Genomic DNA, 14,145 nt, shown 5'->3' on the forward strand with positions numbered 1-14,145 from the left:
GAACCGATGATGCCTTATCGTAGGGCGCATTTCTAAAGTCGCTTAGTTGCTGGGCGCTGAAGCCGGACGTGGCTATTCAGTTATTCCCTTATCCCAAAGCAACAAATTTTATACTTTCCTATCTTTCAAAAAAGGTGGTAATCTAATGCAGCAAGAATTAAGGATCATATCAAAACAAAAAATTGCCCGTGATACAGTCGAAATGGTACTCGAAAATGAAAGTATTAGTCAGGTAACAGTTCCTGGACAATTTTTACATATACATGTTCAAGGGCATATGCTGAGACGACCAATTTCGATCGCGAATGTCGATGCTTCTAAAAATACGATAACCATTTTATTTAAAATTCTCGGAGAAGGAACTAGAAAACTATCCATGTATGACGTTGGCGATAAAATTGACGTGTTAGGACCAAACGGAAATGGGTTTCTGCTTGATAATACTACACAGGCTTCGATTTTACTTGTAGGGGGAGGCATTGGAGTGCCTCCACTGTACTACCTGGCAAAAAAATTAACCGAGCAAGGTACAGTCGTAACAGCTATCCTAGGATTTCAATCAAAAGAACATGTATTTTATGAGGAGAAATTCCGTGAACTTGGGAATACAATTGTCGTAACGAATGATGGCACATATGGCGAAAAAGGATATGTAACCAATGTGTCTGATGAGATGCTTCCAATCATTGATCGGTATTATTCCTGTGGACCACTTCCAATGTTAAAGGCAGTAAAAGAACGGTGGAGCACTATACCTGGTTATTTATCCTTAGAAGAACGTATGGGCTGCGGTATAGGTGCTTGTTTTGCATGTGTAATTCCAACAGATGATCGTGGTGGATACAAAAAAATATGTCAGGATGGTCCTGTCTTTACAGCAGAGGAGGTGCATTTAGGATGAATATAGCAGTAGAACTGCCTGGGTTATCATTAAAAAATCCAATTATGCCAGCTTCGGGATGCTTTGGATTTGGCAGGGAGTACAGTAAATTTTATGACCTTCATGTACTAGGAGCAGTAATTATGAAAGCAGCGACGCTACAAGCTCGGTTTGGAAACCCTACACCTCGCGTGGCGGAAACAAGTGCGGGCATGCTCAATGCCATTGGTTTACAAAATCCAGGTGTGGAAAAAATTATTACGACAGAGGTTCCATTTCTAGCTTCATTTTCAGTTCCGGTTATTGCTAATATTGCTGGAAGTACGATTGAAGAATATAGGCAGGTTGCAAAAGCGTTTCAGCAAACAGATCAAGTTTCGGCACTGGAATTAAATATATCATGCCCAAATGTAAAAGAAGGCGGCATTCAATTTGGCACAAATCCGCAAATGGCTCAAAAGGTGACCGAGGCTGTAAAAGAAGCTACGAATCTCCCTGTCTATGTTAAGTTATCGCCAAATGTTTCAGATATTGTTGAGATGGCAAAAGCAGTGGAGAAAGCAGGCGCGGATGGTCTGTCTATGATTAATACGTTAACAGGTATGCAAATGAATCTTGCTTCAAGAAAGCCGGTAATCGCGAATCGAACAGGAGGTCTATCTGGTCCAGCTATTAAACCGATAGCTATCCGAATGATATATGAAGTAAAACAACATGTCTCGATTCCAATTATTGGGATGGGGGGCGTTATGCAAGCAGAGGATGTACTCGAGTTCTTGTTAGCAGGAGCAAGTGCTGTCGCTGTTGGTACAGCTAATTTCCAAAATCCGTATGTGTGTAAAGAAATTATTGAGCAATTACCATATACATTGGAGCAGTACGGTTTTAACTCCGTTGAAGAGGCTATTGGAAAGGGGATTGTTTAATGGGGGCACCAATTTATCTCGCTTTGGATTTTCCAGACTGGAACACAACGAATCAGTTTTTATTGAAGCATAATCTAACTGGTATTCCAGTAAAGGTAGGGATGGAATTATTTTACAGAGAAGGTCCTGCATTAATAGAAAAGCTGAAAAAAAATGACCATTCCATCTTTCTAGATTTAAAGCTACATGATATTCCTACAACCGTAAAACATGCGATGAGAAATTTAGCGCAATTAGAAGTAGATATGGTCAATGTGCATGCATTAGGTGGTGGTGAGATGGTTCAAGCGGCAAAACAAGGCTTAATGGAAGGGAATGTTCATCATCATACTAAATTGTTGGCGGTTACGATTTTAACGTCTATGGATCAAGCAAATATGGTACAGGATTTAAGATTACCAGGTTCATTAGCTAGTAATGTCATTCATTTAGCCAAGGCTGCGCAACAAAATGGTGCCGATGGGGTAGTGTGCTCGGTTTATGAAGCGAATGCTGTGAAAGATGCATGTGGCTCCTCTTTCTTAACGGTCACGCCTGGTATTCGATTGGCAAATGCTCAAGGAGACGATCAAAAACGTATCGCCACCCCGGAGTATGCGAAACAACATGGTTCCAGTGTGATTGTTGTAGGCAGAACGGTCACCCAAGCTGCTTCTCCAAAAGAAGCGTACGAACAAATTAAAGGAGAGTGGAAAAATGGCAACGACTGAAGATATTATTCGTGATTTACTACAAATTAAAGCAGTACAGATTAAAACGGAAGGATATTTTAAGTGGACGTCGGGAATTCAATCTCCCATCTACTGTGATAATCGTTTAACGATATCACACCCAAATGTACGTCAAAAAATAACCCAAGCATTTATACATCATATAAATGAACAGCAACTTGAAGTTGACTGTATTGCGGGCTGCGCTACCGCAGGTATACCGCATGCGGCTTGGTTAGCAGATGCACTTGGCTTGCCAATGGTTTATGTTCGTTCCAAACCAAAAGCGCATGGTAAAGAGAATCAAATCGAGGGAGAAGTGAAGCAAGGTCAAAAGGTCATCGTGGTTGAGGACCTCATTTCGACAGGAGGCTCAGCGATTGAATCAGCTCAAGCCTTGCAAAAAGCTGGGGTGGAAGTATTAGGAGTTCTTGCCATCTTTACATACGGACTTCGTAAAGCAGAGACTGCTTTTCGTGAAGCAGGATTCCAATATGCTGTCATTACTGGATTTGATAGTTTAATTCAAGTGTTAGAAACAGATGGAAAGATAAATCAAATAGATAGTAAGCAGCTACTGGCATGGAGAGACCAGCTTTAAAAAGGAATAAGCAAGTATCGTATATGCTTTTATAACAGTAGCTTTCCCCTTGCCTTGCCATCCTTTCTACATATACTTCATAGGCGGTTAAGCTGCCTGTTAGTAGCCCCTAGTCTGTTGGTTTGGTTTAGTCAAAATGACCTTTGCAGATTGGGGGCATTTTCATTTTAAAGGTTCGTCCCGATATAAGGTGCTGTAAGACTCCACTTCAGGAGTTGGATAAAAACTATACTGTAACAAGTCTAAGTAGGAGATAACAGCACCTAAATGCCCTGTTTCGTAAGCAACCTTTAGGTTTTACCATTAAGGTACTAACAATTAGTAGGAGATGAATGAAAGCCACTACTGTATGAAGATTTACTTTATTATTAAATATTCAACAGTTGATTTTGTCTTTGATGAGACAAAATCAGCTTTGTAGATGCTGTTTATTATTCATGCTCCACTAAAGCCATCCACTCATCGATAGAAAACTGCTGCGGTTTTTCAGCGTTTTTTTCAATTTGATAATAGGCGGTTAATTTTTCATTTGCCTGTAATAGAAAGTAAGCTACGCGTTTTTTTTCAGCTTCGGTATCTAAGGTACGGTCTAACCAATCGCTTACAGTTAATATTTTTTTATTCACTTGTTGCTGGCGTATTACTAACCCATATTGTTGTAAAAGACGTTTCCACTCGATTATTGATAGATATTTGACATGACTTTCATCGCGCATTTTCTCTACTTGGTTCATAAATGCTTCGTACGCTTTTATATTTGGGACGACATTGTCGATAAAAAGAAATTTCCCATCAGGCTTCATTACTCGTTTCACTTCACGGATGAACTGCTCGGGTTGTGGGAAATGATGGGCGGCGATCCGACATGTTACAAGGTCGAAGGAATCATTTAAAAACGGCAACTGTTCAGCGTCTGCAAGAATATATACAAGATTAGTAAATGCTTGTAAATGATGCTTTGTATTTGCAAGCATTTCTTTCGTTAAATCTGTTGCGTATACGGTACGTACATAAGGAGAAAGCTGTCTAGCAACGTGTCCTCCCCCCGTAGCTATATCCAATGTGTCCATAGTTTTAGACGGCTGTAGCCAATTTTCGATGATATGTGGCTCAATGCCCTTAGCATGCGTGCTGCTTGTCAAGTAGTTTTGCGGATTTTTAGCAAACGTCTTTTTAACTAATTCTTTTTCCAACATAATGTTCCCTCCTGTAAGGGTTTATTTTAATTTCTGTAGAGATGAGACAAAACCTTGCTTTGGTTCCATTCATTGCTTTTATTTAGCTTGCAGTTTAATCCTATACCATGTAATGTTATAAGTAAAATAGTAAATTATAATGTTAAATGATAAGTAATTCTTATCAATTATAGTTTTAATATTTTCTGTACATCAAGACAGGTGGAAATATAAGTAAGAGGATGGGAATGAAATGAAAATAGACGATTACAAGTTACTACTAAAATTACAGGAGGTCGGAACAATTAGGGGCACTGCAAAAGCAGTCTTAATATCGCAACCTGCTGTGACACAGCGGTTAAAATATATGGAAGAGTATTTTGGGCATGCTGTATTTATTCGGACACCGAAAAAACTCATCCCCACTCCTGAAGGGGAAATCATCTTAAAGCATGCTGCTAGCGTAATAGAAAGAGAAAAAGAGCTAAAAAACCAATTAGCTATATCAAGTGATGAAGTACAAGGAACGTTATCCATCGCTTGTTCCTCGTTAATTTCCCAACGCTTCCTACCAGCCCTATTAGGAAACTTTACCACAAAGTTTCCTAAGATTGCTATTGATCTAGTAACAGGAATTAGTGAGGATATAAAACGAAATCATAAAGATTATCACGTATGTATTATTCGCGGGGAAAAGCTGAAAGAAACGACATGCATTCGTTTATTTGATGATCCATTATATATTTTTGATACAGAGGAATTTCCAGCTAATTCAATCAAAGAACGACCGCTTATTGCTTTTAGTTCTGATGATAGTATGCATGAACTAGTAGATAATTGGTTGTATGTACATCAGGATAAAATTAAACCAATCAAAACAATGACTGTTGACCAAATTGAGACGTGTAAACAACTGATGAAACAAGGTTTAGGCATGGCCGTTCTACCTGAAAGTGTTTCTGACGCTATGCAGGAAGAATACCCAAATTTGCCGCTGCGATTAAATGGAAAAGCTGTATCAAGACAAACATGGGTTTGCTTTCAGGAGGGCGTTCGCGCGCTGCCACAGGTCGATCATTTCATTAATGAATTGGTGGCATTTTTAGCTACACAAGAATAGTGAGGTTTAAAAGCGAAACCAAGAAGGAATATTACTAATACGAGTTCAAAAAGTTTAGTTTTGTTGTATTTTGAACAGCGGAAAACCGATTTGAAACTTGTCGATAGAAAAGACAGGCAACTTGAGTCAAACCATCAAACTACTTTTTGAGCATTTGAATAGCATTTAGAAGGAGAGATGAATGATGGCAAACGTTATTTTTACATCAAAGGCTACAGCAAAAAATGGACGTGATGGGCATGTGAAATCAGAAGATGGCTTGATTGATGTAAAGCTCGTAAACCCTGCAACGAATAAGGAGGATAAAGGATCTAATCCCGAACAGCTTTTTGCAGCAGCCTATGCATCTTGCTTTGATGGAGCATTAAATTTAGTGGCTTCGAAATATAAAAAAGAAATTGATTCGTTAACGACAGCTGCTGTAAGCTTCCTTAATGACCCTGAAGACAATGGCTTTAAAATTAGCGTAGAGCTTTTGGTGAAAATAAAGGGCGTTGACCAAAATGAAGCCGAGGATTTGGTTAAAAAAGCTCATCAAGTATGTCCTTATTCAAAGGCGACTAGAGGAAATATTGACGTGCAATTGAAGCCTGAAGCCGTATAATTTTAAGGCCACTGAAAAAGGTGTTCTTTACAAGAATACGATTTTATCTGCTGCAACGTAGAGAGGAATTTGCTTAAACCTTCACTTGTATGTAGTAGCATTTAAGTTTTTATCGTTTTCAGTGCCCATTAAAATTGTGACCAGACGAGCATGGTATCCTATGATGAAAAGGCTCAGTCCAAGTAAGATACGAATAAGTATCTTACTTGGACTTTAATTTTTTAATCAATTGATCACTCGGGGTGACAAAAACCGTCTTTTGATTGTCATACGTTACAAAACCAGGTTTAGCACCGTTTGGTTTTTTTACGTGGCGGATTTTTGTGTAATCTACCGGTACAGAAGAAGACTGGCGTGATTTACTAAAATATGCTGCTAATTGAGCTGCTTCTAATAGAGTGTCTTCGGATGGTTCTTTGGAACGGATGACGACGTGTGATCCAGGAATATCTTTTGCATGGAGCCAAACATCATCACGGGCAGCTAATTTCATCGTTACATATTCATTCTGTTTATTGTTTTTACCGACCAATAATATCGTTCCGTCAGAAGCAGTGTATTGTTCTGGCATAGGCTTTGACGATTTCGGTTTCTTTTTCTTGGTTGCTTTTTGTCTTTTCAAATAACCCTCTTCCCGAAGTTCTTCGCGAATCTCTTCAATATCCTGTGTACTTGCCGTATCGATTTGCTGCAACAATTGCTCCAAGTATTCCATTTCCTGCTCCGTTTTTTGAATTTCTTCTGTTACTTTTTGCTCCGATGTTTTTAATTTCTGATATGTTTTAAAGTAAGCTTGTGCATTCTCACTGGGCGTTTTCAGCGGATCTAAATCAATCGTTATTTCACTTTGCTCTGGATCATAATAGTCCGTCACGGTTACTTGCTTGTCTCCAGCTGATACTAAATGTAAATGTGCTGTTAGCAATTCACCGGCTTTCTGATAATGCTCTTTTTGTTGCGCTTTTTGCATTGTTTGCTCATGCTTTTTTAACTTCCGTTTATTTTTATCCCGTTCGTTTTTTAAAAAACGATATAAATCCTTTGCTTGCTGTTTCACCCGATCTCTTTCAGCTTTCCCAGCATAAAATTGATCAATCATGTCATTCACAGAAGGAAATGAGTATTTCTCTCCGTGTAAATGTGTCAGTTGGAGTACATGAAAATCTTCTCTTTTATTTTGATAAATCGTCGGAGTAAATTCTTGTTCCAGTAATTGCTTTTGTAATTCAGCAAATACATGCATGTATTTTTCAGGAGTACCTAGATTGGCGCGATAAACAATCTCTTTCGCAACTACAGGCGAAAAGCCAGTAACATGGTTTACAATTTGTGCGTCCAATTTCCCTGCATTAAAGTCTAGTTTTTTAATTAGATGCTCAGGATCAGTTGCTAAAGGATCCAATTTATCTTGTTCAGGTGGTAGTTGATAAGCCTGTCCTGGCAAGATGGTCCGATGACGATTTTGCCAGCTGGAAACATGCTTTAAACTATCAATAATATAACCCTGCTCGCTATCCACAAGTAGCAGATTACTATGCCTGCCCATAATCTCCATCATTAATTTTTTCTCTGTCACGTCCCCAATTTCATTTCTCGATTGAATCGTAAACTGTACAATGCGTTCCATGCCTTGCTGCTCTATCTTCTCAATGACTGCCCCAGACAAATATTTGCGTAACACCATACAAAACATTGGTGGTTCTTTCGGATTTTGAAACGTTTCGTTTGTCAGGTGTATACGGGAATAGGTAGGATGAATCGAAAATAATAAAACGACATTCTTTCCGTGATTACGAATCGTAAACAATACTTCCGTTTCTGTTGGTTGATAAATCTTATTTATTTTACCAGATGTTAATTCTGTTTTCAGTTCTTCTGTTACTGCATGTGTTACTATACCGTCAAATGGCATCTGAATCACCTCATTGGCAATTATAGCATTTTTGTGTACAAGTCTGCATACATATCTTTAAAGAGGTTGTGCAAAAGAGTACTGAAAATGATACTTCCAATTTTCCTAGTCATTATGTAGACTCTTTTTTCGCTCATGGATTTTTAAAAATTGCTGGCAAAAATTGTTCTTTCTTACTAAATAAATCGAATGTTCAATCAATGGAGATTTTCACACATCCTCTACTGATGGTTCGTACCGTAATGGCATGACTTAAAGGCCGCTTACGAAACAAGGCATTTAGGTGCTGTTATCTCCCACTTAGACTTAGATTACCCAACTCCTGAAGTGGAGTCTTACAGCATCTTATATGCGGGACAAAAGAAAGAAGTGAAAGGTTTTACTTGCCAGAATTTTTAATTGCAAGATAGATGTGTAGTCTTAAGTACGCAAGCTGCTAAGAAAATCAAACAATGAACAAAGGTAAATTGTTATAAGGAGAGAATGTGGAGGAATGCACTATGAAATGGTATCAACTTGAGGTGGAAGATGTAGAGAAGCAGTTGCACGTTACGACCAATCGCGGATTATCAGACAAGCAAGTTGAAAAAAGACGTAAGCAATATGGAGAAAATGCTTTACAGGCGCAAAAAAAAGCATCTAAGTGGTTGATTTTTCTAAAACAATTTCAAGATTTTATGGTGCTCGTTCTTTTAGCAGCTACCTTAGTTGCTGGTCTTTTAGGAGAGTATATAGATGCAATCGCAATTATGGTTATTGTACTCGTAAATGGGTGTATTGGCTTTTTTCAAGAGCAAAAAGCAGAGAAATCACTCGATAAGCTCAAAGAGCTATCTGCTCCAATGGCCTATGTACTACGTAATAAGAAATGGGAAAGAATTCCATCCAGGCAAGTGGTTGTTGGAGATATTGTCCGGATTTCAAGTGGTGACCGTATTCCTGCAGATATTCGAATTGTCCGTGCGGATAGTTTGGAAACAGAAGAGTCGGCATTAACCGGAGAGTCGCTACCAGTTTCAAAACATACTCAAGCCATTCAGCGTGCTGCACTCGACGCTCAGGATCAAGTCAATATGGGATTTATGGGAACATTGGTAACGCGGGGAACTGGAATGGGTATCGTTGTAGGTACTGGTATGCAAACAGTGATGGGACAAATCGCTTCCTTGATGGCAAATACAAAAAAAGTGATGACGCCACTAGAACGCAAGCTTGCTGAATTAGGGAAAATTTTAATTGTCATCGCTTTACTTTTAACGGCGCTTGTTGTTGTATTAGGTGTTGTACAAGGTCAGCCTGTCTATACGATGTTTTTAGCAGGTGTATCACTTGCTGTTGCTGCTATTCCTGAAGGATTACCAGCTATTGTGACGGTTGCTTTATCTCTTGGTGTACAACGCATGATAAGAAAGAAAGCAATTGTCCGCAAATTGTCAGCAGTCGAAACGTTAGGTTGTGCTTCCGTCATTTGTTCGGACAAGACAGGTACGATGACTGAGAATAAGATGACAGTAAAAGAATTGCTAATCAATGGAAAACAGCTTTATGTCACTGGTGATGGATATGAATTACAAGGGAATTTTTTTCTCCATGATCAAAAGGTAGAAAACAGCTATCCGCATTTAAGAACGATGCTTTTATACGGCTTGCTTTGTAATCACTCCTCGCTCGTTAAAAAGAAAGGAAAATATGTGATTGACGGTAACCCGACGGACGGAGCGCTGCTAATTGCTGCAAGAAAGTTTGGACTTAGTGATGAAGAGAAAGAAGCATATCGAATTATCAAGGAATTTCCATTTGATTCGGATCGCAAACGGATGAGTGTCATTGTTGAGGACAAACAACAACGCCGATTTTTAATTACGAAAGGTGCTCCAGACATATTATTACCTCGATCGACATATATGTTAGATGAGGAAGGAAAACAGCTTTTAAAAGCAAAAAATCAAGCAACTATCGAACAAGAAATTAATCAGATGGCAGACAAGGCGTTACGAACGCTAGCGATTGCGGTTAAACCAATAAATAAAGATGATCATATAGAATCGCCTGCCTTAGAAAAAGATCTCACCTTTATCGGCGTTTATGGCATGATGGATCCTCCTCGGAAGGAAGTGAAAAAGGCTGTTCAAGAATGCCGAAGTGCTGGTATAAAAACAGTGATGATCACTGGTGATCATGCTAAGACAGCAAGGGCGATCGCACTAAATTTAGAGTTAATGCCTGAAGACGGTAATGTATTGGAAGGGTACCAAATGAATAAAATGTCCCAGCAGGAATTGGAAGCTGTCATCGAGGACGTTTACGTCTTCGCGCGCGTTACACCAGAACACAAATTAAGAATCGTTCATGCTTTTCAAGAAAAGGGACATGTTGTAGCGATGACTGGAGATGGAGTAAATGATGCGCCAGCAATAAAAGCAAGTAATATTGGTATTAGTATGGGACAAAGTGGAACGGATGTAACCAAAGAAGCATCATCGCTTATATTAATGGACGATAATTTCGCGACGATAAAAGCAGCTATTGAAGAAGGGAGAAACATTTACGAGAATATCCGAAAATTTATTCGCTACTTGTTAGCTTCAAATGTTGGAGAAATTCTAGTTATGTTGTTTGCCATGTTGCTTTCATTACCGTTGCCGCTTGTGCCAGTGCAAATTTTATGGGTTAATCTTGTAACGGACGGTTTACCTGCCATGGCATTAGGTATGGATAAGGCAGAAGGAGATGTAATGAAAAAGCGTCCGAGGAGTATACATGAGGGAGTCTTTGCTCGTGGACTTGGCTATAAAATCATTAGCAGAGGAATCGTTATAGGAATTGTCACCTTAATCGGGTTTATTATCACGTACCAAAACGACCCTGAACACTTGGTATATGCTCAGACCATTGCTTTTACAACTTTAGTAATGGCACAGTTAATTCACGTATTTGATTGTCGGAGTGAACATTCTATATTTGCTAGAAACCCGTTTGAAAATATCTATCTTGTTTTAGCTGTTCTCTCTTCTCTCCTATTGTTATTAGTTGTCATTTATTGGCAGCCATTGCAGCCAATTTTCCATACTGTATCGCTAAGTTTGCGAGACTGGATGTTAGTTTTGGCATTAAGTGCTATACCTACTGTTTTATTTGGCTTTACTAAAAAGTAATGATTGGTTCAAAAGAGCGTGCCTTCTGATTAGAGGACACGCTCATTTTGCGTGTAAGAAAAGAGGACAAAAGTCCGATGAGACTTGTTGTTGATGAGCGGAAAGTGACGTGGGTTCGAAATGCGGACCCCATTAGGAGCTCATTTAAATACCTGATAGAATCGTCACTTTTGAACAATGTTCCATTTTAAAGTACGATAGTAATTCGTATCTCTTTTCAATAAAATGGAATACAGCGTATAATACATATAGATGGAGTGATTATATGGCAATAAGTATGACAGGATATGGAAGCGCAAAGGTGGCCACAAACCAGTTGCTTTTGACGGTTGAGGTTAAAACCGTAAATCACCGTTATCTTGACATTAGTATGAAACTACCAAACCAATTCGGATTCCTGGAAGAAAACCTTAAAAAAATGCTGCAAATTTACTTTCAAAGGGGGAGAGTGGAACTATATATTCAAATTCATGGAGAAGCGCTCATGCAAAAAACAGTTGAAACAAACTGGGACTTAGTAGAACAGTATATGTCTCAATTACAAGAGATGAAGGAACGTTATCAGCTTGCTGGGGAATTGCCAATAACAGTTATCACCGGCTTCCCCGATGTGTTTTCTGTATCTGAGATAGAAAACGAATTAACTGATGCATGGACTACCATATTGAAGGATGCTGTAAGTGATGCTTGTCAACAAGCATCAGAGATGAGAGAACAGGAAGGTACATCCCTATCAAAGGATTTGCAAGTTCGTATACATAAACTGCAGCAATGTGTAGAAAAAATAAGTGCACGACAGGCTATAGCGTTGACAACATATCGTGAACGAATTCAACGCCGAGTTGCAGAGCATTTTAATGAAGAACCGCTAAAGGATCCGGCAAGATTATATCAGGAAATTGTTTTATTAGCTGACAAAGGCGATATTACAGAAGAGATAACTCGCATGAACAGTCATCTGACGCAGATGAAACAAACATTATCGTTAAGCGGAACGATTGGACGAAAATTAGAATTTATCGCGCAGGAATTGCTTCGCGAAGCAAATACAATCGGTTCAAAATCAGTAGACACGGTTACAAGTGAATATACAATAAATATCAAAAGTGAAATTGAAAAAATAAAAGAACAGGTGCAAAACGTGGAATAATAGTTGTGTTTTCGCCCCCTTTTTACGTATAATGTCAATAAAGGTTGTAAACATGTCCGTACAAATTGCAGTGACAAATGCTTAAAAATATTTCATATCATTGACTATAGCATCTACATGTATAAGATAAATTTAAAAGCGCATGAATGAAAATACTTGCATCTTGATTAGATATTGGGGAATACTACTAAATTATAATCGTTTTTATACAGGAATTATTTATATATATATTGGCTCCCCAATGATCCCGTGAATGGACATCTAATCGTATATGAAGTAAATTTCCACTCAGTGGGAAATTTACCTTTATCCCGCATGTAAAGTGCCCGAAGTCTCCCGCTGCAAGGTGCTTGAGTTGATAAAAAAGGGTCTAAGTAGAAAAATAGCCCTAATTGTCTGATCCGTCAGGGGGACACTAAGGGTCATAACCTTGCGTGCTGCTAACATCTCGTAGGAGAACGGGAGAAAGCTCCTACTGAGTAAATTTTATTTGATCTCCTAGTTCCAAAAGGTAGAACAAAGGCTAGTATCACAGAAATTTATAAAAATGCGTTACAGTTGTAGTTCATTTTCCGCGAAAAGAACATTGCATAACTATCGCAGTTTTTACTGGTCCTCGGGCAACGCCTTTGAAGCCGACGTCCGTCACCCTGAATCAATCAGGTATTTCCTTGCTGGTATCATCCACTTCACTTCTTTATATCCGCTAAAACAATAGAAGTTAGAAGTGTTACGGAGCTATAAGAGGCGGATTAAATCTAGAGAGAGATAGAATTATACGGAGGGTTTATATTGAGTTTACGTTTAATTAATATTGGTTTTGGGAATGTTGTTTCAGCGAATCGAGTAATATCAATTGTTTCGCCTGAATCAGCTCCAATCAAACGAATTATTACTGTTGCTCGGGATAACAACAAGTTAGTAGATGCAACTTACGGCAGACGAACAAGAGCAGTTATTATTACGGACAGTGATCATGTAGTGTTGTCTGCAGTTCAGCCTGAAACAGTAGGTCAACGCGTATTAAGTCACGAAGAAATAACGGACGATAATTAGGAGGAAATAATTTGATCGAAGAAAAAGGTATTCTTTTTATTCTTTCGGGGCCTTCCGGAGTTGGAAAAGGAACTGTACGTAAGGCACTTTTCAATCAAGATACGGATTTGAAGTATTCCATCTCGATGACAACCCGTGAAAAACGGCCCGGAGAACGAGAAGGAGTGGATTATTTTTACAAATCCAAAGAAGCTTTTGAAGCACTTATTCAAGAAAATCAACTGTTAGAATATGCGAAATATGTTAATAATTATTATGGTACACCGCGAGAATATGTAGAAGAAATGCTTGAATTAGGTCACGATGTATTTCTTGAAATCGAAGTACAAGGTGCTTTACAAGTTAGAGAAAATTTTCCTGAGGGTGTGTTTATCTTTTTGTTCCCACCTAGTTTAGAAGAACTGAAAAACAGAATTATTCACCGTGGAACAGAATCGCAAGAACTCGTTTTAAACAGACTAAAAGAAGCTAGAAAAGAAATCGAAATGATGGACGCATACGATTATGTCGTTGTAAACGATGATGTTAATCTGGCTGTGAAAAAGATTCAAGCTATTATTCAAAGTGAGCACTTAAAACGTGAGCGTATTGCGAAACAATATAAACAATTATTGGAGGATGAATTATAATGCTAGATCCATCGATTGATTCACTGCTAAGTAAAATCAACTCAAAATATACACTTGTTACGTTGGCTGCTAGACGGGCTAGACAAATTAGTGAAACGAAGAAAGTGTTAATTGATAATCCAAAATCCCATCAATACGTTGGCATGGCGCTGGAAGAAATTCAGGCAGGAAAGTTGTTTCTTGAAGAAGAGGTAGGAAATAGCCCATCCTAAAGGCTCCGTTATCTT

The 14,145-nt window shown here is 38.6% G+C and carries 13 protein-coding genes; 11 read left to right on the top strand and 2 right to left on the bottom strand.

Annotated elements, in window-relative coordinates:
- Positions 1 to 145 precede the first annotated feature (145 nt).
- Genes BKP57_RS19980 through pyrE form a run of 4 tightly spaced genes read left to right on the top strand, consistent with a single transcriptional unit; the run spans position 146 to position 3,117 of the window.
- Positions 146 to 901: a dihydroorotate dehydrogenase electron transfer subunit gene (locus BKP57_RS19980; RefSeq protein WP_050352673.1), complete on the top strand. Its 756-nt coding sequence runs from the start codon at positions 146 to 148 to the stop codon at positions 899 to 901.
- Positions 898 to 1,806, top strand: coding sequence for a dihydroorotate dehydrogenase (locus BKP57_RS19985; RefSeq protein WP_050352674.1), 909 nt, complete (start codon positions 898 to 900; stop codon positions 1,804 to 1,806). The genes BKP57_RS19980 and BKP57_RS19985 overlap by 4 nt, the downstream gene beginning before the upstream one ends.
- Positions 1,806 to 2,516 (top strand): orotidine-5'-phosphate decarboxylase, encoded by a 711-nt coding sequence (gene pyrF / locus BKP57_RS19990; protein ID WP_050352675.1) that lies wholly within the window; start codon positions 1,806 to 1,808, stop codon positions 2,514 to 2,516. The genes BKP57_RS19985 and pyrF overlap by 1 nt, the downstream gene beginning before the upstream one ends.
- Positions 2,503 to 3,117 carry an orotate phosphoribosyltransferase gene (gene pyrE, locus BKP57_RS19995; RefSeq protein ID WP_050352676.1) on the top strand — a complete coding sequence of 205 codons (615 nt, stop codon included), beginning with the start codon at positions 2,503 to 2,505 and terminating at the stop codon, positions 3,115 to 3,117. The genes pyrF and pyrE overlap by 14 nt, the downstream gene beginning before the upstream one ends.
- A 431-nt stretch (positions 3,118 to 3,548) precedes the next feature.
- On the opposite strand, the gene BKP57_RS20000 is transcribed toward pyrE, so the two are convergent.
- Positions 3,549 to 4,313: a class I SAM-dependent methyltransferase gene (locus BKP57_RS20000; RefSeq protein WP_232231255.1), complete on the bottom strand. Its 765-nt coding sequence runs from the start codon at positions 4,311 to 4,313 to the stop codon at positions 3,549 to 3,551.
- A gap of 232 nt (positions 4,314 to 4,545) precedes the next feature.
- Here BKP57_RS20000 and BKP57_RS20005 point away from each other — a divergent pair, with 232 nt between their 5' ends.
- Entirely contained in the window at positions 4,546 to 5,412 is an 867-nt protein-coding gene (locus BKP57_RS20005) for a LysR family transcriptional regulator (RefSeq protein ID WP_050352677.1), read from the top strand.
- 184 nt (positions 5,413 to 5,596) lie between these two features.
- Positions 5,597 to 6,016 (top strand): organic hydroperoxide resistance protein, encoded by a 420-nt coding sequence (locus BKP57_RS20010; protein WP_050352678.1) that lies wholly within the window; start codon positions 5,597 to 5,599, stop codon positions 6,014 to 6,016.
- 202 nt (positions 6,017 to 6,218) lie between these two features.
- Here the strand turns inward: BKP57_RS20010 and BKP57_RS20015 are convergent, their stop codons facing one another.
- Entirely contained in the window at positions 6,219 to 7,928 is a 1,710-nt protein-coding gene (locus BKP57_RS20015; RefSeq protein WP_050352679.1) for an Rqc2 family fibronectin-binding protein, read from the bottom strand.
- 500 nt (positions 7,929 to 8,428) lie between these two features.
- Here BKP57_RS20015 and BKP57_RS20020 point away from each other — a divergent pair, with 500 nt between their 5' ends.
- The 5 genes from BKP57_RS20020 to rpoZ all read left to right on the top strand — a co-directional run bounded on the left by BKP57_RS20020 (position 8,429) and on the right by rpoZ (position 14,130).
- Positions 8,429 to 11,083 (top strand): calcium-translocating P-type ATPase, SERCA-type, encoded by a 2,655-nt coding sequence (locus BKP57_RS20020; protein WP_050352680.1) that lies wholly within the window; start codon positions 8,429 to 8,431, stop codon positions 11,081 to 11,083.
- Between the two features lie 265 nt (positions 11,084 to 11,348).
- Complete coding sequence (locus tag BKP57_RS20025; RefSeq protein ID WP_050352681.1) at positions 11,349 to 12,233, top strand: YicC/YloC family endoribonuclease; 885 nt, start codon at positions 11,349 to 11,351, stop codon at positions 12,231 to 12,233.
- Between the two features lie 792 nt (positions 12,234 to 13,025).
- On the top strand, positions 13,026 to 13,289 hold the full coding sequence (gene remA / locus BKP57_RS20030; protein WP_050352682.1) for an extracellular matrix/biofilm regulator RemA: 264 nt from the start codon (positions 13,026 to 13,028) through the stop codon (positions 13,287 to 13,289).
- A gap of 11 nt (positions 13,290 to 13,300) precedes the next feature.
- On the top strand, positions 13,301 to 13,918 hold the full coding sequence (gene gmk, locus BKP57_RS20035; RefSeq protein ID WP_050352683.1) for a guanylate kinase: 618 nt from the start codon (positions 13,301 to 13,303) through the stop codon (positions 13,916 to 13,918).
- Positions 13,915 to 14,130 (top strand): DNA-directed RNA polymerase subunit omega, encoded by a 216-nt coding sequence (gene rpoZ, locus BKP57_RS20040; RefSeq protein ID WP_128743481.1) that lies wholly within the window; start codon positions 13,915 to 13,917, stop codon positions 14,128 to 14,130. The genes gmk and rpoZ overlap by 4 nt, the downstream gene beginning before the upstream one ends.
- Positions 14,131 to 14,145 lie beyond the last annotated feature (15 nt).

The organism is Virgibacillus sp. 6R (assembly GCF_001895305.1).
GTDB classification, from domain to species: Bacteria; Bacillota; Bacilli; order Bacillales; family Amphibacillaceae; genus Virgibacillus; species Virgibacillus pantothenticus.

Coding starts and splice junctions, on each gene's coding strand:
- BKP57_RS19980 (WP_050352673.1), top strand. CDS start 146: ATGCAGCAAGAATTAAGGATCATATCAAAACAAAAAATTGCCCGTGAT.
- BKP57_RS20020 (WP_050352680.1), top strand. CDS start 8,429: ATGAAATGGTATCAACTTGAGGTGGAAGATGTAGAGAAGCAGTTGCAC.
- BKP57_RS20005 (WP_050352677.1), top strand. CDS start 4,546: ATGAAAATAGACGATTACAAGTTACTACTAAAATTACAGGAGGTCGGA.
- BKP57_RS20015 (WP_050352679.1), bottom strand. CDS start 7,928: ATGCCATTTGACGGTATAGTAACACATGCAGTAACAGAAGAACTGAAA.
- pyrE (WP_050352676.1), top strand. CDS start 2,503: ATGGCAACGACTGAAGATATTATTCGTGATTTACTACAAATTAAAGCA.
- pyrF (WP_050352675.1), top strand. CDS start 1,806: ATGGGGGCACCAATTTATCTCGCTTTGGATTTTCCAGACTGGAACACA.
- BKP57_RS20000 (WP_232231255.1), bottom strand. CDS start 4,313: ATGTTGGAAAAAGAATTAGTTAAAAAGACGTTTGCTAAAAATCCGCAA.
- BKP57_RS20025 (WP_050352681.1), top strand. CDS start 11,349: ATGGCAATAAGTATGACAGGATATGGAAGCGCAAAGGTGGCCACAAAC.
- BKP57_RS19985 (WP_050352674.1), top strand. CDS start 898: ATGAATATAGCAGTAGAACTGCCTGGGTTATCATTAAAAAATCCAATT.
- BKP57_RS20010 (WP_050352678.1), top strand. CDS start 5,597: ATGGCAAACGTTATTTTTACATCAAAGGCTACAGCAAAAAATGGACGT.